The sequence below is a fragment of the Streptomyces sp. NPDC059957 genome, from assembly GCF_042730015.1.
Lineage (GTDB): Bacteria > Actinomycetota > Actinomycetes > Streptomycetales > Streptomycetaceae > Streptomyces.
This window is the reverse complement of record NZ_JBHWMB010000008.1, coordinates 105,550-131,496: the sequence shown is the minus strand read 5'-3', so window position 1 is coordinate 131,496 and position 25,947 is coordinate 105,550. Positions and strand designations below refer to the sequence as shown.

General features: G+C 71.8%; 17 protein-coding genes. 13 read left to right on the top strand and 4 right to left on the bottom strand.

Annotation, left to right across the window (positions count from 1 at the left end):
* Positions 1-92 precede the first annotated feature (92 nt).
* A complete protein-coding gene (locus ACFWBW_RS08120) occupies positions 93-338 on the bottom strand; it encodes an antitoxin (protein WP_266881466.1) in 246 nt (81 codons plus the stop codon).
* A 22-nt stretch (positions 339-360) separates the two neighbouring features.
* Positions 361-576: a gliding motility protein gene (locus tag ACFWBW_RS08115; protein ID WP_327255260.1), complete on the bottom strand. Its 216-nt coding sequence runs from the start codon at positions 574-576 to the stop codon at positions 361-363.
* A 174-nt stretch (positions 577-750) separates the two neighbouring features.
* Between ACFWBW_RS08115 and miaA the strand changes: the two genes are divergently transcribed.
* From miaA to hflX, 6 genes are all read left to right on the top strand, one after another.
* Positions 751-1,689 (top strand): tRNA (adenosine(37)-N6)-dimethylallyltransferase MiaA, encoded by a 939-nt coding sequence (miaA, locus tag ACFWBW_RS08110; protein WP_385369516.1) that lies wholly within the window; start codon positions 751-753, stop codon positions 1,687-1,689.
* A 132-nt stretch (positions 1,690-1,821) separates the two neighbouring features.
* Positions 1,822-2,346, top strand: a complete 525-nt coding sequence (locus ACFWBW_RS08105; protein WP_385369610.1) for a hypothetical protein — start codon at positions 1,822-1,824, stop codon at positions 2,344-2,346.
* A gap of 68 nt (positions 2,347-2,414) precedes the next feature.
* Positions 2,415-3,290: a diaminopimelate epimerase gene (gene dapF, locus ACFWBW_RS08100; protein ID WP_385369514.1), complete on the top strand. Its 876-nt coding sequence runs from the start codon at positions 2,415-2,417 to the stop codon at positions 3,288-3,290.
* A 140-nt stretch (positions 3,291-3,430) separates the two neighbouring features.
* Positions 3,431-5,530 (top strand): RelA/SpoT family protein, encoded by a 2,100-nt coding sequence (locus ACFWBW_RS08095; protein WP_385369512.1) that lies wholly within the window; start codon positions 3,431-3,433, stop codon positions 5,528-5,530.
* A 76-nt stretch (positions 5,531-5,606) separates the two neighbouring features.
* The gene (locus ACFWBW_RS08090) at positions 5,607-7,055 is read left to right on the top strand and encodes a M1 family metallopeptidase (protein ID WP_385369510.1); all 1,449 of its coding nucleotides are present in this window, start codon (positions 5,607-5,609) and stop codon (positions 7,053-7,055) included.
* 175 nt (positions 7,056-7,230) lie between these two features.
* Entirely contained in the window at positions 7,231-8,739 is a 1,509-nt protein-coding gene (hflX, locus tag ACFWBW_RS08085; protein ID WP_385369508.1) for a GTPase HflX, read from the top strand.
* Between the two features lie 77 nt (positions 8,740-8,816).
* Here the strand turns inward: hflX and ACFWBW_RS08080 are convergent, their stop codons facing one another.
* Complete coding sequence (locus ACFWBW_RS08080) at positions 8,817-9,986, bottom strand: hypothetical protein (RefSeq protein WP_385369506.1); 1,170 nt, start codon at positions 9,984-9,986, stop codon at positions 8,817-8,819.
* 377 nt (positions 9,987-10,363) lie between these two features.
* Here ACFWBW_RS08080 and ACFWBW_RS08075 point away from each other — a divergent pair, with 377 nt between their 5' ends.
* The 5 genes from ACFWBW_RS08075 (at position 10,364) to ACFWBW_RS08055 (ending at position 20,749) form a co-directional block, all read left to right on the top strand.
* The gene (locus ACFWBW_RS08075; protein WP_385369608.1) at positions 10,364-11,698 is read left to right on the top strand and encodes a diaminobutyrate--2-oxoglutarate transaminase family protein; all 1,335 of its coding nucleotides are present in this window, start codon (positions 10,364-10,366) and stop codon (positions 11,696-11,698) included.
* 2,375 nt (positions 11,699-14,073) lie between these two features.
* Complete coding sequence (locus ACFWBW_RS08070) at positions 14,074-15,972, top strand: IucA/IucC family protein (protein WP_385369504.1); 1,899 nt, start codon at positions 14,074-14,076, stop codon at positions 15,970-15,972.
* Between the two features lie 33 nt (positions 15,973-16,005).
* Positions 16,006-16,722, top strand: a complete 717-nt coding sequence (locus ACFWBW_RS08065) for a GNAT family N-acetyltransferase (RefSeq protein ID WP_385369502.1) — start codon at positions 16,006-16,008, stop codon at positions 16,720-16,722.
* 117 nt (positions 16,723-16,839) lie between these two features.
* A complete protein-coding gene (locus ACFWBW_RS08060) occupies positions 16,840-18,726 on the top strand; it encodes an IucA/IucC family protein (protein WP_385369500.1) in 1,887 nt (628 codons plus the stop codon).
* A 52-nt stretch (positions 18,727-18,778) separates the two neighbouring features.
* Positions 18,779-20,749 (top strand): ATP-dependent DNA helicase, encoded by a 1,971-nt coding sequence (locus ACFWBW_RS08055; protein ID WP_385369498.1) that lies wholly within the window; start codon positions 18,779-18,781, stop codon positions 20,747-20,749.
* Positions 20,750-20,905: 156 nt separating this feature from the next.
* Here the strand turns inward: ACFWBW_RS08055 and lexA are convergent, their stop codons facing one another.
* Entirely contained in the window at positions 20,906-21,697 is a 792-nt protein-coding gene (gene lexA, locus ACFWBW_RS08050) for a transcriptional repressor LexA (RefSeq protein ID WP_385369496.1), read from the bottom strand.
* Between the two features lie 477 nt (positions 21,698-22,174).
* Between lexA and nrdR the strand changes: the two genes are divergently transcribed.
* Positions 22,175-22,684 carry a transcriptional regulator NrdR gene (nrdR, locus tag ACFWBW_RS08045; protein WP_250748823.1) on the top strand — a complete coding sequence of 170 codons (510 nt, stop codon included), beginning with the start codon at positions 22,175-22,177 and terminating at the stop codon, positions 22,682-22,684.
* Positions 22,685-22,828: 144 nt separating this feature from the next.
* The gene (locus ACFWBW_RS08040) at positions 22,829-25,723 is read left to right on the top strand and encodes a vitamin B12-dependent ribonucleotide reductase (protein ID WP_385369494.1); all 2,895 of its coding nucleotides are present in this window, start codon (positions 22,829-22,831) and stop codon (positions 25,721-25,723) included.
* Positions 25,724-25,947 lie beyond the last annotated feature (224 nt).

Here is a 25,947-nt window from a genome sequence, read left to right as displayed (position 1 = left end):
TTGTTGTTGGGTGCGAAAAAGGAAAGCCACAACAAGAAAGGGTCCCCCCCCCCCAGCTTCCCCCCCCCCCCTTCCGGGATTCCGGGACCGCGTCAGGAAGCGGCCGGCGGCGTCGGCCCGCCGGGAGCGTCCTTGTGCGCGATCTTGCCCAGGGCGTCCTTCGCCTTGTCCGCGCCGCTAGAGATCTGGCCGCTGTACTTGCCCTTGGTCTTGGAGTCGACGGCCTTGGCCACCTTCTCCAGATTCTGGGTGATCTTGCCCTCGTGCTGTGCAGCGAGGTCGCCGACCTTGTCCTTGGCGGGCGCGAGCTTGGCCTTCAGATTGTCCAGCAGGCCCATGGGTCACCTTCCAATAGCGAGGCTACGTACGGGCACCCTCTGCGGCCTCGCTGTCCGCGCTGACCTCCGCCGACTGCTGCTTCGGGATCTCGACGGCTTCCACCGCGCTCTCCTCCGCCACAGCCTGCTCGGTCCCGGCCTCGTCGGCCGTCGCGGACTCCGCCGTCAGATCCGCGGAAACGGCCTCATCGGTCGTCGCCTGGGTCTTACGGCCGAGAAGCCGGTCCAAAATGCCCATGTCTACTCCTATAACGTTACTCGTGTGAGTGAAGTTCCGCCGTGGACGGGCCGTCGTACGGCAGGCGCGCGGCGGGCCGGAACCCCGCCAAGGCAACGACCTCGGTCCGGTCCCGTCACGTAGCTCGATCGGGTACATGGCGTGGCCTTGACCGGGGGCTGCGAGACTGGTGCGGTGAGGAAAGCAGCCCCCGCCCCGCGGGTCATCGCCGTCGTAGGACCCACCGCGGCCGGAAAGTCCGATCTGGGCGTAGCACTGGCCCGTCATTTCGACGGCGAAGTCGTCAACGCGGACTCGATGCAGCTGTACCGGGGGATGGACATCGGTACCGCCAAACTGACGACCGAGGAGCGCGGAGGGGTCCCGCACCACCTCCTCGACATCTGGGACGTCACCGAGACGGCGAGCGTCGCCGAGTACCAGCGCCTCGCCCGCGCCGAGATCGACAAGCTGCTCGCCCAGGGCCGTACGCCGGTCCTCGTCGGCGGTTCCGGCCTCTACGTCCGCGGCGCGCTCGACGCCATGGAGTTCCCCGGTACCGACCCCGAGGTCCGGGCCCGGCTGGAGGCCGAGGTCACCCTGCGCGGCCCCGGCGCCCTGCACGCCCGCCTCGCCGCCGCCGACCCGGCCGCCGCGCAGGCCATCCTGCCCAGCAACGGCCGCCGCATCGTGCGCGCGCTGGAGGTCATCGAGATCACCGGACGGCCCTTCACCGCGAACCTGCCCGGCCACGAGTCCGTCTACGACACGGTCCAGATCGGCGTGGACGTGGCCCGGCCCGAGCTCGACGAGCGGATCGCGCTGCGCGTGGACCGGATGTGGGAGGCCGGGCTGGTGGACGAGGTCCGCACGCTGGAGGCCGCCGGCCTGCGGGGCGGAATCACCGCCTCCAGGGCGCTCGGCTACCAGCAGGTGCTGGCCGCCCTGGCCGGGGAGTGCACGCAGGAGGAGGCGCGCGCCGAGACGGTCCGCGCCACCAAGCGGTTCGCCCGCAGGCAGGACTCGTGGTTCCGCCGCGACCCGAGGGTGCACTGGCTCAGCGGGGCCGCCGAGGACCGGGAAGAACTCGCCGGACTCGCGCAGTCGTTGGTCGAACGAGCGGTCACAGCCTGATCACGTGATGGCATCGGGACGCCCCGCACGCCCGTCCCGGGCCTGACGGCGTGCCATCATCAAACTTCCGCCGGTGCCGTCACCGGTGGTGAACGACGGCGTACGAAGTCCAAGTGGGGAGGGCGCGTGGCGATGGAGGCCGGCCCTCGTGACACCGGTCGGGACGACACCCGGCGGGAAGCGGACCCGATGCTTCACGGCGCCCTCGCCGACGGCGACGGGCTCACCGACGGCCTCGGACTGCCCGCGGATCCCGCGCGGCTGACCCCCGACGGCCCGGACGCGCCCGACTCCGCCGAGGCGGAGGCGGCCGCCGCCCCCGCCTTCGAGGTGGAGCTGCGCCCGCAGCGCCGGCTGAGGCTCTGGCAGATCGCCCCCATCGTCATGCTGGCCGCGGCCGGATCCCTGATGTTCGCCTTCCCCCTCGCCTTCGAGTTCGGCGACGGCGGAGCGGTCGTCGCCATGCTCGGATTCCTCATCAGCTGCTGCGCGGGCGGCTGGGGCCTGATGGCCGCGCGCCGCGTGGGCTACGCCCTGCCGGGGCTCCCGGCCCGCGGTTCGGGGCAGCGGCCCGACTGGCGCCTCGCCCTGCTGTACGCGCTGGTCGCGCTGGGCGTCGTAGCGCTCGCGGTGTACCGGGTGGCCCGGCTCCGCTAGCGGGGCGGCCCGGCTGCGCCGACAGGGCGGCCCGGCTGTGACGGGCACCGGCTCGGTACCATGGGCGGGTGACGCAGACGAGCCTCTCCTTCCTCAAGGGCCACGGCACCGAGAACGACTTCGTGATCGTCCCGGACCCGGACAACGCCATCGAGCTGACGGCCTCCGCCGTCGCGCGGCTGTGCGACCGAAGGGCCGGGATCGGCGCGGACGGCGTCCTGCACGTCGTGCGCTCCGCCGCGCACCCCGAGGCGGCGCACCTGGCCGACGAGGCCGAGTGGTTCATGGACTACCGCAACAGCGACGGCTCCATCGCCGAGATGTGCGGCAACGGCGTCCGCGTCTTCGCCCGCTACCTCCAGCACGCGGGGCACGCGGAGCCCGGCGACCTGGCCGTCGCCACCCGCGGCGGGGTCAAGCGGGTGCACCTCGACAAGACCGGCGACGTGACCGTCTCCATGGGCCGCGCCGAGCTGCCCGAGGGCGAGGTCACCGTCTCCGTCGGGGACCGGTCCTGGCCCGCGCGCAACGTCAACATGGGGAACCCGCACGCGGTGGCCTTCGTCGACAGCCTGGACGATGCCGGGAAGCTGCTCGACCCGCCCCCGTACAGCCCGGCGTCCGCCTACCCGACGGGTGTCAACGTCGAGTTCGTCGTCGACCGCGGCCCGCGGCACGTCGCCATGCGGGTCCACGAGCGCGGCTCCGGCGAGACCCGCTCCTGCGGCACCGGCGCCTGCGCGGTCGCCGTGGCCGCCATCCGCCGCGACGGCGCCGACCCGGCCGCCACCGGCGCGCCGGTGACGTACACCGTCGATCTGCCCGGCGGCACCCTGGTCATCACCGAGCACCCCGACGGGCGGATCGAGATGACCGGACCCGCCGTGATCGTGGCCGAGGGCGAGTTCGATCAGGCCTGGCTCACCGAAACGGCTTTCGCCTGAAGCTTCCCTCTAATGGGTGATCCATTTCACGCTGAGCGAGAGGTGGACTGCGCCACGTGGTGGGGTCGGTAGCATCAGGCACCGGCCCTGAGGGCTCACCCCATGCCCACCACCGCCGGTCGATGCCGTCGGAGGTGCCCATGAGTGCAGAGGCCACGAACCCCGAAGCACGTCCCGAAGCGCTCCCTGAACTTCGCAGACGTGGCAGGACCAGGCTTGACCTGCGACGACTCGGACGCGCCGCGCTGCTCGGTCCCACGCCCCGGGACCGGCTGCCGGACGCCATCGGCCATGTCGCCGAAGCGCACCGCGCTCATCATCCCGACGCGGACCTGTCGCTCCTGCGCCGCGCGTACCTGCTCGCCGAGACCTCGCACCGCGGCCAGATGCGCAAGAGCGGTGAGCCGTACATCACACATCCGCTCGCCGTCACGCTCATCCTGGCCGAACTGGGCGCCGAGACAACGACTTTGACGGCCTCGCTGCTCCACGACACCGTCGAGGACACCGACGTGACCCTCGATCAGGTCCGCGAGGAGTTCGGCGACGAGGTCTGCTTCATCGTCGACGGCGTCACCAAGGTCGAGAAGATCGACTACGGCGCCGCCGCCGAGCCCGAGACCTTCCGCAAGATGCTCGTCGCCACCGGCAACGACGTCCGCGTGATGTCCATCAAGCTCGCCGACCGACTGCACAACATGCGCACCCTCGGGGTGATGCGGCCCGAGAAACAGGCACGCATCGCCAAGGTCACCCGCGACGTCCTCATCCCGCTCGCCGAACGGCTCGGCGTACAGGCCCTGAAGACCGAGCTGGAGGACCTCGTCTTCGCGATCCTGCACCCCGAGGAGTACGAGCACACCCGCGCCCTCATCGCGGCCCACGCGGGCGAGCGCGACCCGCTGCCGGCCATCGCCGACTCGGTACGGACCGTCCTGCGCGACGCGGGCATCGCCGCCGAGGTGGTCGTACGGCCCCGGCACTTCGTCTCCGTGCACCGCATCTCCCTCAAGCGCGGGGAGCTGCGCGGCTCCGACTTCGGCCGCCTGCTGGTCCTCGTGGGGGAGAACGCGGACTGCTACGCCGTGCTGGGGGAGCTGCACACCTGCTTCACCCCGGTCATCTCGGAGTTCAAGGACTTCATCGCCTCCCCGAAGTTCAACCTCTACCAGTCCCTGCACACCGCCTTCGCGACACCCGAGGGGTACGTCGCCGAGGTCATCGTGCGGACCCGGCAGATGCACCGGGTCGCGGAGGCGGGCGTGGTGGCGCTCGGCAATCCGTACACCTCCCCGCAGCAGGCCGAGTCCGCCGACCAGATCGCGGCGGCCGACTGCGAGGAGGAGCGGGTCGACCCGACCCGGCCCGGCTGGCTGTCGCGGCTGCTCGACTGGCAGCAGTCGGCGCCCGACCCCGACACCTTCTGGGACGTCCTGCGCTCGGAGCTGGCCCAGGACCGGGAGATCACCGTGTTCCGCGCCGACGGGGGCACCCTGGGCCTGCCGGCCGGCGCCAGCTGTATCGACGCCGCCTACGCGCAGTACGGCGAGGCGGCCCACGGCTGTATCGGCGCCCGGGTCAACGGGCGCCTGACCTCCCTGTCCTCCCGGCTCTCGGACGGGGACACCGTCCAGCTCCTGCTCGCGCACGACGCCTCCTCGGGGCCCGCCGCCGACTGGCTGGAGCACGCCAAGACCCCGGCCGCCCGGATCGCCATCAGCAGCTGGCTGGAGTCCCACCCCGACGGGGTCCGGCCCGCCGACGCCGCCCCCAGGGCGCCGCTGTCGGTGATCGGCCTCCGCAGCGGCGGGGGCAACGCCGTCGCCGACCTGCCGGACGCCACCGTGCGGCTCGCCGGATGCTGCACCCCGGTGCCGCCGGACGCCGTCGAGGGCTTCGTCGTACGCGGCGGGGCCGTCACCGTGCACCGGGTCCACTGCGCGACGGTGGCCCAGATGCGGGCCGTGGGGCGGACCCCCATCGCCGTGCACTGGCGGGCGACCGCGGACTGCCGGGTCACCCTGCTCGCCGAATCGTTCGGCCGCCCGCACCTGCTGGCCGATCTGACCGAGGCCATCGCCCGCGAGGGGGTCGAGGTGGTCTCCGCGACGGTGGAGCCGCCGGTCGAGCAACGGGTCCGGCACAGCTACACCTTGCAGCTGCCCGACGCGACGGGCCTCCCGGCGCTGATGCGGGCCATGCGGGACGTGCCCGGCGTCTACGACGTCAGCCGGGCGTAAGGAGTCCGACCCCTTTCGGGTGGAGCCGTCGCGCGCCGTTCGCGGGCGCGTGGCGGGCGCTGATAAGCGGTGGGGGATGCAGCTCACCTCCCGGCGCCTGCGCGCCGCCCTGCTCGCCGCGGCCTCCCTCACCCTCGTCGCCGCCGTCGTGCCGCCGCCCCGGGCGCTCGGCATCGGCGACCCGCTCTTCCCCGAGCTCGGCAACCCCGGGTACGACGTGCTCGCCTACGACCTGTCCTTCTCCTACAAGGACAACAGCACCCCCCTCGACGCGGTCACCGTCATCGACGCGCGCAGCCTCGCGCGGCTCGAAACCGTCAACCTCGACTTCACCCACGGGAAAGTGGCCTCCGCCGAGGTCAACGGCGAACCCGCCGCCTTCGCGAGCGTCGGCGAGGACCTCGTACTGACCCCGGCCCGGCCCGTGGAGCCCGACCTGCCCCTCCACATCACCGTCCGGCACACGAGCGACCCGCGCGGCCGCGGCGACGGCGGCTGGGTGGTCACCGAGGACGGCCTGGCGATGGCGAACCAGGCCGACGCCGCGCACCGGGTCTTCCCGTGCAACGACCACCCCGCCGACAAGGCGTACTTCACCTTCCGCGTGAGCGCGCCGGCCGGGACGACGGCCGTGGCCAACGGGGTGCCGGGCGCGCTGCCGGCCCGCCGGGCGGGCGCCGCGACCACGTGGACGTACCGGACGCTGCACCCGATGGCCACCGAGCTCGCCCAGGTCTCGATCGGCGACTCGGCCGTGGTCCACCGCACCGGGCCGCACGGACTGCCGCTGCGCGACGTGGTCCCCGCGGCGGACCGGGAACGGCTGGAGCCCTGGCTGAAGAAGACCGCCGGACACATCGAGTGGATGGAGGCACGGGTCGGCCGCTACCCCTTCGAGAACTACGGGGTGCTGATCGCGAAGGCCCGTACCGGCTTCGAGCTGGAGACGCAGACCCTGTCGCTGTTCGAGAGCGCGCTCTTCGCGGGCAGCGGCGGCTACCCCGAGTGGTACGTCGAGTCCGTGATGGTCCACGAGCTCGCCCACCAGTGGTTCGGCGACAGCGTGAGCCCGCGCACCTGGTCCGACCTGTGGCTCAACGAGGGCCACGCCACCTGGTACGAAGCCCTGTACGCGGACGGCCTCGGCAAGTACTCCCTGGAGCGGCGGATGCGCGAGGCGTATCAGCGCTCCGACCAGTGGCGCGCGGACGGCGGCCCCCCGGCCGCGCCGAAGCCGGCCGCCCCGGGCCAGAAGATCGGGCTGTTCCGGCCCGCGGTCTACGACGGCGCCGCGCTGATCCTTTACGCGCTGAGGCAGGAGATCGGGGTCAAGGCCTTCGACCGCGTGGAGCGGCGCTGGGTGGGCGAGCACCAGGACGGGGTCGCGGGCACGGAGGACTTCGTCCGACTGGCCTCGCAGGAGGCGGGCCGGGACCTGGGGGCGTTCCTGAAGCCGTGGCTGTACGGGAAGAAGACGCCGGCGATGCCGGGGCACCCGGAGTGGAGCGCCGCGAAAAGCGTGTGACGCGTGCGGAACGGGCATGCCACCATCGACGAGGCCGTTCCGCGGCGCGCCACCGGGAATCTCGGGGGAGTGTCACACGTTGGACGTGACAGTGTTATGTCACGCGCGGGAGTAGCTTTGGCCTTGGCTCCGCTTCGCCTGACGCGGACGCATTCGAAAACGACGTAAGGATCCAATGACCTCCTCTTCTTCCCCTTCCCAGGACGCGCGGGACGACGCACAGGATGCGCCGGATCCGCAGAGCTTCACCGAGAGCCTTCGGGCCGACGCCCTGATGGAAGAGGACGTCGCCTGGAGCCACGAGATCGACGGCGAGCGGGACGGCGCCCAGTACGAGCGCTCCGAGCGCGCGGCCCTGCGCCGCGTGGTCGGCCTCTCCACCGAGCTCGAAGACGTCACCGAGGTCGAGTACCGCCAGCTCCGCCTGGAGCGGGTCGTCCTCGTCGGCGTATGGACCTCCGGCACGGTGCAGGACGCGGACAACTCCCTCGCGGAGCTGGCCGCCCTCGCCGAGACGGCGGGCGCGCTCGTACTCGACGGAGTGATCCAGCGCCGCGACAAGCCCGACCCGGCCACCTTCATCGGTTCCGGCAAGGCGCGCGAGCTGCGCGACATCGTGATGGAGAGCGGCGCCGACACCGTCGTCTGCGACGGTGAGCTCAGTCCCGGCCAGCTCATCGCCCTCGAAGACGTCGTCAAGGTGAAGGTGGTCGACCGGACCGCTCTCATCCTCGACATCTTCGCCCAGCACGCCAAGTCCCGAGAGGGCAAGGCGCAGGTCGCACTCGCGCAGATGCAGTACATGCTGCCGCGACTGCGCGGCTGGGGTGCCTCGCTGTCCCGTCAGATGGGTGGCGGCGGCGGTGGCGGCATGGCCACCCGCGGCCCCGGTGAGACCAAGATCGAGACCGACCGGCGCCGGATCCGCGAGAAGATGGCGAAGATGCGCCGGGAGATCGCGGAGATGAAGACCGGCCGTGACATCAAGCGGCAGGAACGGCGCCGCAACAAGGTGCCCTCGGTCGCCATCGCCGGATACACCAACGCCGGCAAGTCCTCGCTGCTCAACCGCCTCACCGGCGCGGGCGTCCTGGTGGAGAACTCGCTGTTCGCCACCCTCGACCCGACCGTGCGCCGGGCCGAGACCCCGTCCGGCCGGATCTACACGCTGGCCGACACGGTCGGCTTCGTCCGGCACCTGCCCCACCACCTCGTCGAGGCGTTCCGCTCCACGATGGAGGAGGTCGGCGACTCCGACCTCATCCTGCACATCGTGGACGGCTCGCACCCGGCGCCGGAGGAGCAGCTGGCGGCGGTCCGCGAGGTCATCCGCGAGGTCGGCGCCGTCAAGGTGCCCGAGATCGTGGTGATCAACAAGGCGGACGCGGCCGACCCGCTGGTGCTCCAGCGCCTGCTGCGGATCGAGAAGCGCTCCATCGCCGTCTCGGCGCGCACGGGTCAGGGCATCGAGGAACTCCTCGCGCTCATCGACGCCGAGCTGCCGCGGCCGGCGATCGAGATCGAGGCCGTCGTGCCCTACACGCGCGGCGGGCTGGTCGCCCGGGCCCACGCCGAGGGTGAGGTGATCTCCGAGGAGCACACCGCGGAGGGCACCCTGCTCAAGGCGCGGGTGCACGCGGAACTGGCGGCGGAGTTCGCTCCGTACGTGCTCGCGAAGCACTGACGCCGACGCGCACCGCGTGAACGACTGAGGGCCCCCGCAGCAGCGGGGGCCCTCAGCCATGTGGTGCGCCGATGCGCTTACTTGAACTTGCCGCTCACGGCGTCGAAGACGCCCTTCGCCTCCGGACCCAGCCGGGGCCCGGCCAGCCAGCCGGCCTTGGCGGGGCCGATGGAGGTGTTCGACACCAGCGCGGGCTTGCCGTCGCTGCCCGCCGCGACCCAACCGCCGCCCGAGGAACCGCCGGTCATCGTGCAGCCGATGCGGTACATCGCCGGGTCGGTCGCGTTCAGCGACAGCCGGCCCGGCTTGTCGGCGCACTGGAAGGCACGCTGGCCGTCGAACGGAGCCGCCGCCGGGTAGCCGGTGGCCGTGATCTTCGCGATCTTGGGCGTGGCCTGGGCGTTGAACTCCACCGGGAGCGCCGTGCCGACCGTCTCCTCCAGCGACTTGCCGCCACCCTTCTCCGGGGTCACGTGCAGCACCGCGAAGTCGTACGGGGCACCCGCGCCGCCGGTCGGACCGCCGGTCGCGATCCACTGGTCGGAGGTCTGCGCCCAGTCGCTCCACCACACGCCGTACGGGGCCACTTCCTCGCGGGGCGCACCCTTGAGCGCGGCCGCCGACTTGCCCTTGTTGTTGTACGACGGGACGAAGGCGATGTTGCGGTACCAGCCGCCCGACTTGCCCGCGTGCACGCAGTGGCCGGCCGTCCAGACCATGTTGGACTTGCCGGGGTGCGCCGGGTCCTTGACCACGGTCGCCGAGCAGACCATCGAGCCCTCGGGACCGTCGAAGAACACCTTGCCGGAGGGCGGAACGCTCTTGTGGTAGGGCGGGGTCGCCGCCTTGGCGGCCACCGGAGCCGGGGTCGGGTCGGTGACGCCCTGGTCCTTGCCCGCGTCCGGATCGACGGCGGGAGGCTGCGGAGTCTTGGCGGCGTCACGCATCCGGTCCGGGTCCCAGAGGTCCTCGATGATCGGGTTGATGTAGTCGCCCGCCTCGCGGAGCCAGTCCTCCTTCTTCCAGTTCTTCCACTCACCCCCCTTCCACTTCTCCAGGTCGATGCCGTGCTCCTTGAGCTTGTCCTTCAGCCCGTCCGGGATCTTCACCCCGTCCAGGCTGGTGGGCAGGCTCGCTGCCACGGTCGGCTTGGCGTCGGTCTCACCGTCGCCGGGCCCGCAGGCCGCGGCGGTCAGCGCGAGCGCGGCCGAGCACAGGATCGCGGTGACCGGTCGGATCGGTCGCATGTCGTGAATCCCCCTGGATGGTTCTTGGATCGGGATGGTGCGTGGGTAGGCGGGCGCCTGGTTGCAGCACCCCACTATGCCGCTGCCGTGGGGGACGGCACAGCCCGGGGCACCGGTTCCCCCTGGCGGGACAAGGATCTTGGGCCCACCCGTGATCCGTCGCCGCCACCGTCGTTGGTACGTACGGGGGATGGGGGAGCAGCGTGGATGTTCGAAGCGCACCCCGGAAGAGCAACCGTGCGGGAGGAGCGACACTCGTGCCTTTGAAGGCTTGGGCGGGCGAGCAGGCCACGGCCGGGGCGGAGGTCCCGGCGCAGGCGAACCGGGTTCCGGGGGCAGGGCAGTTCACGGATCCGGGGCTGGATGCGGCCCCGGGGCTGGATGGGGCTTCGGGCCCGCCCGGGGCTCCCGGGCCGGCCGGGGCTCCCGGGGGTGAGGGAATCCTGCGCAGGCAGGCGCAACGGGAGTCCGCGGCGCGGACGTACGCACGCTCCCTGCCCATCGTGCCCGTGCGCGCGAGGGGGTTGACCATCGAGGGGGCGGACGGACGCCGCTATCTCGACTGCCTCTCCGGCGCCGGAACCCTCGCCCTCGGCCACAACCACCCGGTGGTGCTCGAAGCCATCCGCGGGGTCCTCGACTCGGGAGCCCCGCTGCACGTGCTGGACCTCGCGACTCCGGTCAAGGACGCCTTCACCACCGAGCTGTTCGCCAACCTGCCGGCGGAGCTGGCCGCGGACGCCCGCATCCAGTTCTGCGGCCCGGCCGGCACGGACGCGGTGGAAGCCGCGCTCACCCTCGTCCGCACCGCGACCGGCCGGTCCGGGATGCTCGCCTTCACGGGGGCCTACCACGGGATGACCGCGGGAGCACTGGCCGTCTCCGGAGGGTCCGCGGACGTACGGGTGACCCGGCTGCCCTATCCGCAGGACCACCGCTGCCCGTTCGGAGTCGGCGGGGCCGAAGGCGCGGAACTGTCCGCCCGGTGGACGCGGAACCTGCTCGAGGACCCCAAGAGCGGGGTGCCCACGCCCGCCGGGATGATCGTCGAACCCGTCCAGGGAGAGGGCGGAGTCCACCCCGCCCCCGACGCCTGGCTGCGCAGGATGCGGGAGATCACGGCGGAGCGGGGGATCCCGCTGATCGCCGACGAGGTCCAGACGGGGGTCGGGCGCACCGGGGCCTTCTGGGGGGTCGACCACGCGGGGGTCGTCCCCGACGTGATGGTGCTCTCCAAAGCCATCGGGGGCAGCCTGCCGCTCGCGGTGATCGTCTACCGGGCGGAGCTGGACCAGTGGGCCCCCGGCGCCCACGCCGGCACCTTCCGCGGCAACCAGCTGGCCATGGCGGCGGGCACCGCGACGCTGGCCTACGTCCGGGAGAACGGCCTCGCGGAGCGCGCGCGGACCCTGGGCGCGCACATGCTCGCCGCGCTGCGCGGGCTGATCCCGGCCCACCCGTGCGTGGCGGACGTACGGGGCCGCGGGCTGATGATCGGCGTCGAACTGGCCGACCCCGACACCGGGGAAGCCTCGCCCGACCTCGCGGTGGCCGTCCGCCAGGCCTGCCTGGACCGGGGCCTGATCGTCGAACTCGGCGGCCGCCACTCCAGCGTCGTTCGCCTCCTCCCGCCCCTCACCCTGACCGACGAACAGGCCTCAGCCGTCCTCGACCGCCTCGCCGACGCCATCTCCGCCGCCTCCCGCCGCTAAGGACCCCGATGCCCGACCCCCTCCACCCCTCGGCCCCCTTCCCGCCCCCCGCCGACCCCCTCCACCCGAGGCCCCCCTCGGCCCCCACCCTCCTGCCATCGACTCCGGCGCACCCACCTGCCAACCCCGTACAACCACCGCAGCCCACTCCTGCGCTACGGTCCGCGCAGCCTCCGGCTGAGCCCGCGCCGCAGCCCACCGATGCGTTGCCGTGGCCCGCCGCTGCCTCCGCCTGGCCGCAGTCGACTGACGGGCTGCCTTCACCGCTTCCGCAGGCCGCTGCGGTGCCGCCCTCTTCGACGCCGGCCGTTCCACCACGGCCCGCCCTTGCCGCGGCTGATTCTGCGCCGCCGATTCCGGAGCCCGCTGATTCGCCCCTGTCGACGGATGCTTCGCCCGCCCTGGCCTCCGCCCCCGACCTGGTGCCGTCGGTGTCCGCTGATCGCCCGGCTTCCCTGCCCTCCCCGGCCGCCGACACCTCGCCCTTCCCGCTATCGGTCGATCCTTCGAGGCGCCTGCCCATGACGACGGTGCCCGTTCCCCCGCCATCGATGTCCGCTGCCGGTCCGGGTTCGGCGATTCCCCCGACTACGCCTGTCCCGCCTTCCTCGGTGTCCCCGGCGCCCGTTGATCGGCCACGTTCCCCCCTTACTGCGGTGTCGGCTGCGGCTGCGGTGCCGCAGCCCATGTCGATGCCCGCCGCTCGGCCGGTGATGTCGGCACCGGCGGTGGGTACGCCACCCCGCGCGGGGGGCGGTGCGGTCCCGTCTCCGGACGCCCCGGACTCTCTCGCTCCTCTCGGGCACGGGCACACGCCCTCCATGCCCGGCCCCATCGACTCCTCACCGCTGCCGACCCCGGAGGAAGCCGGACCCCTCTCCACGGCGGCAACCCCCCTTCCCGGTGTCCCGACCACAGTTGACGCATCCCCTGAGGCCGCCCCGGATCCGGCCGTACCGCTCGGGCACCGGCCCTCGCTGCTGCCGACCGTTTCCGCAGGCCCCTCGCAACCACCGCCACCCCCTGCACCCGGGCCCCGGCCCGTCGCCGAGACCATGACGCCGCCGTCTCCCAACACCCCAGCCGGACCTGCACCGCAGCCGCCCCGGACCTCCGGAGCTGCTTCGACGCCGCTTTCACCCCCGACCCTCGGCGCTGTGGCTTCACCGCTGTCGCCCCCACCTCTCGCTAATGCGTCTACGCCGCTGTCGTACCCGCCCCTCGGCGTCGCGTCTACGCCGCCGTCAACCCCGGCACGCGACGGTGCGCCTGCGCCGCTGCCGCCCCAACCCCTCGGCGCTGCGCCTACGCAGCCGCCCACCCCTCCTCTCAGCGGCGCGTCTACGCCGCTGTCGCCCCCGGACTTCGGCGGCGGCGCGTCTACGTCGCTGCCGGGCGACCGCCCCTCACCGTCCCTGACGGCCTCCACCGGGCATTTCCCGACCCGGCTCGGGAAGCCTTTCGGTACGGAGCCCACGGCTCCCGGTCCGAGCCCGACCCCCTCCGTTCCCGGAGCCCCGGACGGGCCGGCTCCAGCCGGCGCCACCTCGGACGTGCCGGCTGCGCCCGCGCGACCCACCTCCTCCGTCTCCCCGGACGGCAGGCCGGCCCCGTCACCTTCCGGTGCTACGGCCCGACCCGAGCCGCTCACTTCTCCTCCGGCCCCGGGCAGCGAACCTCTGCCCGCCGACGACGCCGCGTGGCAGTCGCCGCCCGCTCCAACGGAACGTTCCCCCCAGCCCCTGCTCGCCCCCGTGGACAGCGCTCCCCGGCCCGCCGCCCACCCGGCCGTGTCCGCCGGCCCTTCCCCCGCCGCCACCGCGTGGCCGCCCCTGCTCGCTCCAGGAGGCAGTGCCCCCCGGCCCGCCGCCGACCCGGCCGTGTCCGCGGGCGCTTCGCCCGGCCCCACCGCCTGGCCGCCGTTGGCCGGTGCCGCGGCATGGTCCGGGGTGCCGGCTGCCGGTGAGGCCCCGGGCGGTGCGCCTTCACCCTCGGCTTCCCCCGCGCCTTCGCAGCCGGCTTCCGGTGGTGCGGCCGACCCTGGTCCGGCAAGCCGGGCAGGGGGGCTGCCGGCCGGGGGTTCCGCGCACGCCCTCACCGCGCGGCCCGGGGCGGAGGCTGCCGGCCCCGGCCCCGGTTCGTCGGCCGACTCGGCGCAGCCCGGCCCGGGGAGCACGGACGGGCTGCCCTCGGAGGGACAGGGCAAGGCCGCACCCAAGAGCCCTTCCGCCGAGGGCTTGTCGGGCCACGGCTCCGGCGGCGCGCCCATCGCCGCCCACGACGCGGTGGCCCCGCGACCCGGTGCAGCCGAACCGGGGGACCGGTCCGCGCCGCCGGGGGACGGTTTCACCGGTCCTGCCGGTGTGTTCCCGGGCATGCCGGCCGCCGGCCTGCCCTGGCCGACGGCTGTGCCGCAGGCATCCGCCGCGGTGCCACGGCAGAAGGACGGCGCCGTCCGACCCCGCGCGGGAGCGGCGGACCCGTTGGACCATCCCGACCCAAGGGTCGCCGCCGAGGCCGCCTCGGTGGAGAACCTGCTGCGCTGCTGGGTCCGCGAGACCGGACTCGAACAGCCCGTGGGTCCCGTCCTGCGCATCCCCCTCCCCGCATCGGGCGCCGCCCTGCTCGTCGCCGTCCGCTACTGGTCCGCCACCGGCTGGCACCGCTTCGGCCCGGCCCGTATCGAAGGCGTCCCCGCCGACGCCCCCGCCGTGGACGCGGTCACCCTCGGGGCGCTGATCTCCCGCGAAGGCGACGGCGGCCCCGGAACCGGCGCCCACAGCGACAGCGCCCAAAGCGCCAACCCCCCAAGCGACCGTGCCCACAGTGACGGCGTGCCTGGCGGCGCGGACCTCGTCGGCCGGGTCGCCGACTCGGTGCGCCGGACGGCCGAGTTCATCACCGACCGCCGCCAACGCCCGGCCGCACCCGCCCCCGTAGGCGCGGACCGGTTCCTCACCGCCGAACAGTCCCTCCTCCTCGGCCACCCGCTGCACCCGACCCCGAAGAGCCGCGAAGGGCTCTCCGAAGCCGAAGTGCGCCGCTACTCACCCGAACTCCACGGCTCCTTCCCCCTCCACTGGGTAGCGGTCGAACCCGCCGCCCTCGCCACCGACTCCGCCTGGACCGAACGCGGCCGGCCGGTCTCCGCCGCCCGGCTGCTGGGCCGCCTCGCTCCCGGCCTCCAGGTGCCCGACGGCGCCACCCCCCTTCCCCTTCACCCTTGGCAGGCCCGCGACCTGCTCCAGCGCCCCGCGGTAACCGCCCTCCACGACGCGGGACTCCTGCACGACCTGGGCCCGTACGGCGCCCCCTGGTTTCCGACCTCCTCCATCCGCACCGTCCACCTGCCCGGCGCACCCGCGATGCTCAAGCTCTCCCTGGGCCTGCGGATCACCAACTCCCGTCGCGAGAACCTCCGCAAGGAACTCCACCGCGGCATCGAGGTGCACCGGCTGCTCCGCACCGGACTCGCCGAGCGGTGGCAGGCCGCCCACCCCGGCTTCGACATCGTCCGCGATCCCGCCTGGGTGGCCGTCGACGCCCCGGACGGCACGCCCGTTCCCGGACTCGACGTCCTGCTGCGTCACAACCCCTTCCGACCGGGCGACGACGCCCTCTGCGTCGCCGCGCTCACCGCTCCCCGCCCGTGGCCCGGGCGGACCACCATGAGCTCCCGCCTCGCCGAGACCGTCTCGCGGCTCGCCGCCACCACCGGGCGGACGACCTCCGCAGTCGCCGCCGAGTGGTTCCTGCGCTACCTCGAACACGTCGTCCTGCCGGTCCTCGCCTTCGACGCGCTCGCCGGCATCGCCCTCGAAGCCCACCAGCAGAACACGCTGGTCCTCCTCGACCCGGCCGGGTGGCCGGTCGGCGGCCGCTACCGCGACAACCAGGGCTACTACTTCCGCGCCTCCCGCCGCGCGGAACTGGAGCGCCGGCTCCCCGGAATCGGCGCCACGAGCGACACCTTCGTCTCCGACGCCGTCACCGACGAACGCTTCGCCTACTACCTCGGCATCAACAACGTGCTCGGTCTCATCGGGGCCTTCGGATCCCAGCGGCTCGCCGACGAACGCGTCCTGCTGGCCGCCTTCCGTCGCTTCCTCGGCAAGGCCACGGGCCTCGGCCCGCTTCCCGAGAGGCTGCTCGACTCGCCCACCCTGCGCTGCAAGGCGAATCTGCTCACCCGCCTCGGTGGCCTGGACGAGCTCGTCGGCCCCGTCGACACCCAGTCGGTCTACGTCACCATTGCCAACCCCCTTCACGATTGACGCGCCAGCACCGAAACGGAGAAGAGCCCCCCGATGCCCTCCACCGACTTCCACACCGGAGTGCTCCACACCGGAGTGCTCCACACCGGCGTGCTCCTCACCGATGCGTTCCGCACTGATGCGTTCCACACCGACGTGCCGCGTCTGCGCGCCGAGTCGCTGCCCCAGCTCGCCGAGGCCGATCTCCTCGACTCCCCGGCTGCCTGGGGCGGCGTCACGACGCGGTCCGGTGCCTTCCGCCTCGAACCCGTACGGCTCGACCGCGACCTGGACCTGCTCACCGTCTGGATGAACGACCCGCAGGTGGACGCCTATTGGGAACTCGCCGGCCCGGCCGGTGTCACCGCCGCCCACGTTTGGGCACAGATGGTCGGAGACAGTCGCAGCATCCCGTGCCTCGGCCTCCTCGACGGCACGCCGATGAGCTACTGGGAGATCTACCGGGCCGACCTCGACCCGCTCTCCGCGTACTACCCGGCGCGCCCCCACGACACGGGTATCCACCTGCTCATCGGGGACGGCACGAACCGCGGCCGAGGTCTGGGCACCGCGCTCCTGCGCGCCGTCGCCGACCTGGTGCTCGACAACCGCCCCCGCTGCATGCGCGTCATCGCCGAACCGGACATCCGCAACACCCCCTCCGTATCGGCCTTCCTGAACTCCGGCTTCCGCTGCCCCACCGAAATCGACCTGCCCGGCAAACGAGCTGCCCTGATGATCCGCGAGCGGGCGCTGCGCAATCTCCTCTGAGTGCCGCCCACGCTTCCCGTACATCCAGGCCGTTCCTGCCTATTGCTTCATTTCCCGTACCTCTCACCTCGAAAACCCTGCGCCGCGCAGCAAAATTTCCCGACCCTGAGGAGTCCCGTGCAGATCTTCTCCGCAGCCCCCGACTCCCCAGGCCCCCACTTCTCGGACACCGTGCCCCCGTCGCCCCAGCACCCGTGCACACCGCCCGAACTGAACCGTCCGACCTGGGATTTCGCCGCCCGTCGCCTGCTCGCCAAGATGCTCGGCGAGTTCGCGTACGAGGAGATCATCACCCCGGTCCCCGCCCCGGCAGCCTCCGGTGATGCCTGGACGCTGACCCTCGACGACGGCAGCAGCCTCGGCTTCCGGGCACGCCGCCGCTCGTACGGCAGCTGGCACGTCGCACCCGACACGATCACCCTCACCCCGCAGCCCGCCACATGCGGGGCGCCCGCCGAGTCCGGCCCGCCGACCGCCTTCGGGGACCCGTACGCCTTCCTCATCCGCGCGCGCACCCTCCTCGGCCTCGACGGCGCCACCCTCGGCCACCTCGTCCGGGAGCTCAGCGCCACGCTCGCGGCCGACGCCCGCATCGACCACACCGCGCTCACCGCGGACGTCCTCGCCGACCTCGACTACGCGGCTCTCGAAGGCCACCAGACCGGCCACCCCTGGCTCGTCCTCAACAAGGGCCGGATCGGACTCTCCGCCTCCGATACCGCCGCCTGGGCGCCCGAGGCCCGCACCGCCCAGCGCCTGCCCTGGCTGGCCGCGCACACCTCCCTCGCGCACTACCGCGGCACCGCCGGCCTGGAGGACCCCGCCCGCCTCTACTCCGCCGAGCTCGACCCCGTCACCCGCGCCCTCTTCGACCGGACCCTGCGCGACCGCGGCCTCGACCCGCTCGGCTACCTCTACCTTCCCGTCCACCCCTGGCAGTGGGACGAGGTCCTCCTGCCGCTCTTCGCGCCGGCCCTCGCCGCAGACACCCTGGTCCCGCTCCCCGCCGACCCCGACCTCCGCCTGCCCCAGCAGTCGATCCGCACCTTCCTCAACATCACCCGCCCCGACCGCCACAGCGTCAAACTGCCGCTCTCCGTCTTCAACACGATGGTCTGGCGCGGCCTGCCCTCGGACCTGGCCCTCGCGGCGCCCGCCGTCACCGCCTGGATCCACTCCCTGCGCGACGGCGACCCCTTCCTCCGTGAGGAGTGCGGGGTGATCCTGCTCGGCGAGGTCGCCTCCGTCACGGTCCGCCACCCCGTCTACGACGAGCTCCCGGAAGTCCCGTACCAGTACAAGGAGCTCCTCGGCGCGATCTGGCGCGAGCCGCTGACCGGCCACCTCGCCCCCGGCGAGCGCGCCCGCACCCTCTCCTCGCTCCTGCACACCGATCCCCGCGGCCGGTCCTTCACCGCCGAGCTCGTCGCCCGCTCCGGCCTGACCCCCATGGTCTGGCTCCAGCGCCTGTTCGCCGCCCTGCTTCCCCCGCTGCTCCGCTTCCTCTACCGCTACGGCACTGTCTTCTCCCCGCACGGAGAGAACGCCGTCGTGATCTTCGACGAGCACGACGTCCCGGTGCGGCTCGCGGTCAAGGACTTCGTGGACGACGTCAACATCTGCGCCGAACCGCTGCCCGAGCTGGCGGCCATGCCCGACGAGGTCCGCGCGGTCCTGCTCGCCAAGCCCGCGGACTTCCTGCCCCAGTTCATCCACTCCGGGCTCTTCGTCGGCGTCTTCCGCTACCTCTCCGCCCTCTGCGAGGACCGGCTCGGGGTTCCGGAGGACACGTTCTGGTCCCTCGTACGGGCGGAGATCCTGCGCCACCAGGCCCGCTTCCCGGAGCTCAAGGAGCGCTACGAGCTCTTCGACCTCCTCGGTGAACGCATCGCCAGGCTCTGCCTCAACAGGAACCGTCTCTACGAGGACGGCTACCGCGACCGGCCCGACCGCCCGCACGCCGTGCGGTACGGCACCGTGGCGAACCCCCTCCACCGGTCATGACCGCTCGCCGGTGCGGTCACTGTCGGCGGGGCCCCGTAGGGTTGGCACTGCTATGACGAAGCCCTCCCTCCCCGACCTGCTGCACGCCGCCGTCTCCGCCGTCGGCGGCACGGAGCGCCCCGGCCAGGTGGCCATGGCCGAAGCCGTCGCCGAAGCGATCGACGACAACTCCCACCGCCTCATCCAGGCGGGTACCGGTACCGGTAAGTCCCTGGGCTACCTGGTGCCGGCCCTCGCGCACGGCGAGCGCGTGGTCGTGGCCACGGCGACGCTGGCCCTCCAGCGCCAGCTCGTCGAGCGCGACCTGCCCCGGACGGTGGAGGCGCTGCATCCGCAGCTCCGCCGCCGCCCGCAGTTCGCCATGCTCAAGGGCCGCTCCAACTACCTGTGCCTGCACCGTCTGCACGAGGGTGCCCCGCAGGACGAGGAGGAGGGGCTCTTCGACCAGTTCGAGGCGGCCGCCCCGACCAGCAAGCTCGGCCAGGACCTGCTGCGGCTGCGCGACTGGGCGGACGAGACCGAGACGGGAGACCGCGACGACCTCACCCCCGGCGTCTCCGACAAGGCCTGGGCGCAGATCTCCGTCTCCTCCCGCGAATGCCTGGGCGCCACGAAGTGCGCGTACGGCGCGGAGTGCTTCGCGGAGGCCGCCCGCGAGCGGGCCAAGCTCGCGGACGTGGTCGTCACCAACCACGCACTCCTCGCCATCGACGCCATCGAAGGTGCCCCGGTGCTCCCGCAGCACGAGGTGCTGATCGTCGACGAGGCCCACGAGCTGGTGTCCCGGGTGACCGGGGTCGCCACGGGAGAGCTCACCCCTGGCCAGGTCAACCGCGCCGTGAAGCGTGCGGCGAAGCTGGTCGACGAGAAGACCGCCGACTCCCTGCAGACCGCTTCCGAGACCTTCGAGCGGGTCATGGAGCTGGCCCTGCCCGGCCGGCTGGAGGAGGTCCCCGAGGACCTCGGCTACGCGCTGATGGCCCTGCGGGACGCCTCGCGCGCCGTGATCTCGGCGATCGGCAACACGCGCGACAAGTCCGTCCACGACGAGGACGCCGTTCGCAAGCAGGCGCTCGCCGCGGTGGAGAGCGTGCACGGGGTGGCGGAGCGGATCGTGGCCGGTTCCGAGTACGACGTGGTCTGGTACGAACGCCACGACCGCTTCGGCGCCACCCTCCGGGTGGCTCCGCTCTCGGTGTCCGGTTTGCTGCGCGAGAAGCTGTTCGCCGACCGCTCGGTGGTCCTGACCTCCGCGACCCTCAAGCTGGGCGGCGACTTCAACGGGGTCGCGGCCTCGATGGGCCTGTCCCCGGAGGGCGTCGAGGGCGAGGACGTGCCGCAGTGGAAGGGCCTCGACGTCGGCTCGCCCTTCGACTACCCCAAGCAGGGCATCCTCTACGTCGCCAAGCACCTGGCCACCCCCGGCCGCGAGGGCACTCGCGGCGACATGATGGACGAGCTCGCCGAGCTGATCGAGGCGGCGGGCGGCCGCACCCTCGGACTGTTCTCCTCCATGCGCGGAGCGAAGGCCGCCGCCGAGGAACTGCGCGGCCGGCTCGAGAACCCGATCCTGCTCCAGGGCGAGGAGACGCTCGGCGAGCTGATCAAGGCCTTCGCCGCCGACCCGAAGACCTGCCTGTTCGGGACCCTGTCGCTGTGGCAGGGCGTGGACGTGCCGGGGCCCAGCTGTCAGCTGGTGATCATGGACAGGATCCCGTTCCCGCGTCCCGACGACCCGCTGATGAGCGCACGGCAGAAGGCGGTCGAGGAGCGCGGCGGGAACGGCTTCATGTCCGTCGCGGCGACGCACGCGGCACTGCTCATGGCCCAGGGCGCGGGCCGGCTCGTACGGGCCACCGGAGACAAGGGAGTCGTAGCGGTCCTGGACCCCCGGCTGGCCACGGCCCGGTACGGGAGCTTCCTGCGGGCCACGCTGCCGGACTTCTGGTACACCACGGACCGCAATCAGGTCCGCCGCTCGCTCGCCGCGATCGACGCAGCGGCGAAGGCCGACGAGAAGTAGCTGACGGGAGCACGAGCGGGACCATCGATCGAGCAACCCGAACGGGGAGCAACCACCTCCGCGAGAGCGGCGGCGGTTCAGCCGCAAAGGGTGAGGGCACAAAGCAGCTCCGGGACCGGCGCAGTGGGTCCCGGAGCTGGATGGTGGCGCAGGCGATCAGAGCCGGCGCAGGACGGCCACGACCTTGCCGAGGATGGTGGCCTCGTCGCCGGGGATCGGCTGGTACGCGGCGTTGTGCGGGAGCAGCCAGACATGGCCGTCCTCGCGCTTGAAGCGCTTGACCGTGGCCTCGCCGTCGAGCATGGCGGCGACGATGTCGCCGTTCTCCGCGACGGGCTGGCGGCGGACCGTGACCCAGTCGCCGTCACAGATGGCGGTCTCGATCATCGAGTCGCCGACGACCTTGAGGCAGAACAGCTCTCCGTCGCCGACGAGCTGGCGGGGGAGGGGGAACACGTCCTCCACCGACTCCTCGGCGAGGATCGGGCCACCGGCCGCGATCCGGCCCACCAGGGGGACGTACGAGGCCGCGGGCTTGCCCGTGGTGTCCGTGGGCTGCGAGCTGGGCTGGTCGGAGCCGCGCACCTCGTACGCCCGGGGGCGGTGGGGGTCACGGCGCAAAAAGCCCTTGCGCTCCAGGGCCATCAGCTGATGCGCGACCGAAGAGGTGCTGGACAGGCCGACGGCCTGGCCGATCTCCCGCATCGACGGCGGGTAGCCGCGCCGCTGCACCGAGTCGCGAATGACTTCGATGACCCTCCGCTGCCGGTCCGTGAGCCCGGAGCTGTCGGCGCGGATGCCTGGAGGTCGCCCTGGCAGCGAGCGTGCGGGGCGTACGGGCTCCGCCTCCGGGTTCAGACTTGCGTCATTCATGGCATGCACCGGCTCGAGTCGGCTCTGGGAGCGGTTCTGGGCAGTGATGGTGGCACTGTCTGCGGTGGTGGTCACGTCGGCCCCTCTCGAAATGTTCTCCCTAGCTGGACAACGGTAGTTGCTTTCGAAAGGTTGCGCCAAACACACGTTCGAGTGAAAAATCGGAGATCACCCACCGTGTTCACTTCGTGAGGTGTATATGCCGCCGACGGGCCGTCCGGACCGAACGGGGGTTCGGCTCCGGAGCCACTGCTTACGGTACCCTTCCGGGTCGGGTCGCCACCGTCCGGGTCAGCGCCCAGTGTGGCACCGCGAGGCCTGTTATCCGGCCATCGGACGCCGCGACACGCGGAGCGGTGTAAATCCACCACAACCCAAGATCTAGTGGTTGGATGAGCGCTGCCACCCAGAAGTTGTGGTCCTCGGTCTGCCGGGGTCCCCGACATCGCATATGCTTGTGGCTGCTTCGAGAGCCTCCGACAGAGCTTCGACTCTGCCGTTCAGGGGCCTCTCGAGGTGATTCAGTCGTGCCAAGAGGAGGGTGAGGGAACCATGCACTGCCCCTTCTGCAGGCACCCCGACAGCCGTGTCGTCGACAGTCGCACCACCGACGACGGCACGTCGATCCGCCGGCGCCGCCAGTGCCCCGACTGCTCCCGTCGCTTCACGACGGTGGAGACGGCCTCACTGATGGTGATCAAGCGCAGCGGGGTGACCGAACCCTTCAGCCGCACCAAGGTCATCTCCGGCGTGCGCAAGGCATGCCAGGGACGGCCGGTCACCGAGGACGCCCTCGCCAAACTCGGCCAGCGGGTCGAGGAGGCGCTGCGCGCCACCGGAAGCGCCGAGCTGACCACCCACGACGTGGGTCTGGCCATACTCGGCCCGCTGCAGGACCTCGATCTGGTCGCGTACCTCCGGTTCGCGTCCGTTTACAAGGCGTTCGACACACTCGAAGACTTCGAGACCGCCATCGCGGAACTCCGCGTGCCGCGGCCTCACGAAGAGTGCGAGCCCGGTGGGACCGCTCCGGTCCCCGTGCCCGCCTCCGCCGCCGACTGACCGGCCTGCCCGTTCCCCGTCGCTCGCGCGGCGTGGAACGGCCGGTGGGTCCGGCGAAGAAGACGTAGATACAAGACACACAGCACCGTGCCGCGGAATAGCGCTGGCACTTTAGGGCGTTTTGCCCGCATTGGGAGGAACGGCATGACAGAGACGGCGAGCAGCTCGGCACGAGGTTCCCGCGCCAAGGGCACCAAGACTGCCAAGAGCGGCCTGCGTATCGAGCGCATCCACACCACCCCGGGCGTGCACCCGTACGACGAGGTGACCTGGGCGCGCCGCGACGTCGTCATGACCAACTGGCGCGACGGCTCGGTGAACTTCGAGCAGTACGGCGTCGAGTTCCCCGACTTCTGGTCGGTGAACGCGGTCAACATCGTCACCAGCAAGTACTTCCGCGGTGCGGTCGGCAGCCCGCAGCGCGAGACCGGTCTGAGGCAGCTCATCGACCGGATCGTGAAGACGTACACGAAGGCCGGCGAGGACTTCGACTACTTCACGTCGCCCGCCGACGCGGAGATCTTCGAGCACGAGCTGACCTACGCGCTCCTGCACCAGATCTTCAGCTTCAACTCGCCGGTGTGGTTCAACGTCGGCACGCCCCAGCCGCAGCAGGTCTCCGCCTGCTTCATCCTGGCCGTCGACGACTCCATGGAGTCGATCCTCGACTGGTACAAGGAAGAGGGCATGATCTTCAAGGGCGGCTCCGGCGCCGGCCTGAACCTCTCCCGCATCCGCTCCTCCAAGGAGCTCCTCTCCTCCGGCGGCAACGCCTCCGGCCCGGTCTCCTTCATGCGCGGCGCCGACGCGTCCGCCGGAACGATCAAGTCGGGCGGCGCCACCCGCCGTGCGGCCAAGATGGTCGTCCTGGACGTGGACCACCCGGACGTCGAGGACTTCATCGCGACCAAGGTGAAGGAAGAGGAGAAGATCCGCGCCCTGCGCGACGCGGGCTTCGACATGGACCTGGGCGGCGACGACATCACGTCCGTCCAGTACCAGAACGCCAACAACTCCGTCCGCGTGAACGACGAGTTCATGACGGCCGTCGAGAACGGCACCGAGTTCGGCCTGCGGGCCCGCATGACCGGCGAGGTCATCGAGACGGTCGACGCCAAGTCGCTCTTCCGCAAGCTCGCCGAGGCCGCGTGGGCCTGCGCCGACCCGGGCATCCAGTACGACGGTGTGATCAACAACTGGCACACCTGCCCCGAGTCCGGCCGCATCACCGCGTCCAACCCGTGCAGCGAGTACATGCACCTGGACAACACGTCCTGCAACCTCGCCTCGCTGAACCTGATGAAGTTCCTCGACGACGACGGCAAGGGCAACCAGTCCTTCGACGCCGAGCGCTTCTCCAAGGTCGTCGAGCTGGTCATCACCGCGATGGACATCTCCATCTGCTTCGCGGACTTCCCGACGCAGAAGATCGGCGAGAATACCCGCGCCTTCCGCCAGCTGGGCATCGGCTACGCCAACCTCGGCGCCCTGCTGATGGCCACCGGCCACGCGTACGACTCCGACGGCGGCCGCACCCTCGCCGCGTCGATCACCTCGCTGATGACCGGTACCGCGTACAAGCGCTCCGCCGAGCTGGCCGCGATCGTCGGCCCGTACGACGGCTACGCCCGCAACGCCGAGTCGCACAAGCGCGTCATGAAGCAGCACGCCGACGCCAACGCCGTCGCGCCGCGCACCGAGGACCTGGACAACATCATCTGGGCCGCGGCCACCGAGGCCTGGCAGGACGTTGTCCGCCTCGGCGAGAAGAACGGCTTCCGCAACTCGCAGGCCTCCGTCCTCGCGCCGACCGGCACCATCGGTCTCGCGATGTCCTGTGACACCACCGGTGTCGAGCCGGACCTGGCCCTGGTCAAGTTCAAGAAGCTCGTCGGCGGCGGCTCGATGCAGATCGTCAACGGCACCGTTCCGCAGGCCCTGCGCCGCATGGGCTACCAGGAAGAGCAGATCGAGGCGATCGTCGCCCACATCGCCGAGCACGGCGTGGTCGTCGACGCCCCGGGCCTGAAGCAGGAGCACTACTCGGTCTTCGACTGCGCGATGGGCGAGCGTTCCATCTCCGCGATGGGCCACGTGCGCATGATGGCCGCGATCCAGCCCTGGATCTCCGGCGCGATCTCGAAGACGGTCAACATGCCGGAGACGGCGACCGTCGAGGAGATCGAGGAGATCTACTTCGAGGCGTGGAAGCTGGGCGTCAAGGCGCTCGCGATCTACCGCGACAACTGCAAGGTCGGCCAGCCCCTCTCCGCGAAGAAGAAGGAAGAGGAGAAGGAGGAGGTCACCGCCAAGGCGGAGGACACCATCCGGACGGCCGTCGAGAAGGTCATCGAGTACCGCCCGGTCCGCAAGCGCCTCCCGAAGGGCCGCCCGGGGATCACCACCTCCTTCACGGTCGGTGGCGCCGAGGGCTACATGACCGCGAACTCCTACCCGGACGACGGTCTCGGCGAGGTCTTCCTGAAGATGTCCAAGCAGGGTTCGACCCTCGCGGGCATGATGGACGCCTTCTCGATCGCCGTCTCGGTCGGTCTGCAGTACGGCGTCCCGCTGGAGACGTACGTCGCGAAGTTCACGAACATGCGCTTCGAGCCGGCCGGTATGACGGACGACCCGGACGTGCGGATGGCGCAGTCGATCGTCGACTACATCTTCCGTCGTGTGGCGCTCGACTTCCTGCCCTTCGAGACCCGCTCGGCCCTCGGCATCCACTCCGCCGAGGAGCGTCAGCGCCACCTGGACACCGGTTCCTACGAGCCCCTCGACGAGGAGCTCGACACGGAGTCCCTGACCCAGGCGGCCCCGCTCGCCGCGGTCCAGACCGTTCCGGCCGTCAAGCCGGTCGCGGTCGTCCCGGTCCCGGCCCCCAAGACGGCGCACTCCAACGCCGAACTGGTCGAGATGCAGCTCGGTGTCTCCGCCGACGCCCCGCTCTGCTTCTCCTGCGGTACGAAGATGCAGCGCGCCGGCTCCTGCTACATCTGCGAGGGCTGCGGCTCCACCAGCGGCTGCAGCTGACATCGGGCGGGAGCGCGCCGGACGCACTGTCCGGCGTAGCCCGCGCAGGTAGCTGACCAGCAGTTTCACGAAGGGGACCGGCCTCAGGCCGGTCCCCTTCGTCGTGTCTGTGCCCTGTGCGCGGCAATGATCTTTGTGGGTTCTGCCAGTACGGCGGTCCGCCGGGGTGCGGGAAGACTGCCCGTCGGGGTCGCGGCGCATCCCGGGAACGGGGGCCGAGGCCA

Coding starts and splice junctions, on each gene's coding strand:
- nrdR (WP_250748823.1), top strand. CDS start 22,175: ATGCACTGCCCCTTCTGCAGGCACCCCGACAGCCGTGTCGTCGACAGT.
- hflX (WP_385369508.1), top strand. CDS start 7,231: ATGACCTCCTCTTCTTCCCCTTCCCAGGACGCGCGGGACGACGCACAG.
- ACFWBW_RS08040 (WP_385369494.1), top strand. CDS start 22,829: ATGACAGAGACGGCGAGCAGCTCGGCACGAGGTTCCCGCGCCAAGGGC.
- ACFWBW_RS08070 (WP_385369504.1), top strand. CDS start 14,074: ATGCCGGCCGCCGGCCTGCCCTGGCCGACGGCTGTGCCGCAGGCATCC.
- ACFWBW_RS08065 (WP_385369502.1), top strand. CDS start 16,006: ATGCCCTCCACCGACTTCCACACCGGAGTGCTCCACACCGGAGTGCTC.
- ACFWBW_RS08080 (WP_385369506.1), bottom strand. CDS start 9,986: ATGCGACCGATCCGACCGGTCACCGCGATCCTGTGCTCGGCCGCGCTC.
- ACFWBW_RS08055 (WP_385369498.1), top strand. CDS start 18,779: ATGACGAAGCCCTCCCTCCCCGACCTGCTGCACGCCGCCGTCTCCGCC.
- ACFWBW_RS08120 (WP_266881466.1), bottom strand. CDS start 338: ATGGGCCTGCTGGACAATCTGAAGGCCAAGCTCGCGCCCGCCAAGGAC.
- ACFWBW_RS08105 (WP_385369610.1), top strand. CDS start 1,822: ATGGAGGCCGGCCCTCGTGACACCGGTCGGGACGACACCCGGCGGGAA.
- ACFWBW_RS08095 (WP_385369512.1), top strand. CDS start 3,431: ATGAGTGCAGAGGCCACGAACCCCGAAGCACGTCCCGAAGCGCTCCCT.
- ACFWBW_RS08090 (WP_385369510.1), top strand. CDS start 5,607: ATGCAGCTCACCTCCCGGCGCCTGCGCGCCGCCCTGCTCGCCGCGGCC.
- ACFWBW_RS08115 (WP_327255260.1), bottom strand. CDS start 576: ATGGGCATTTTGGACCGGCTTCTCGGCCGTAAGACCCAGGCGACGACC.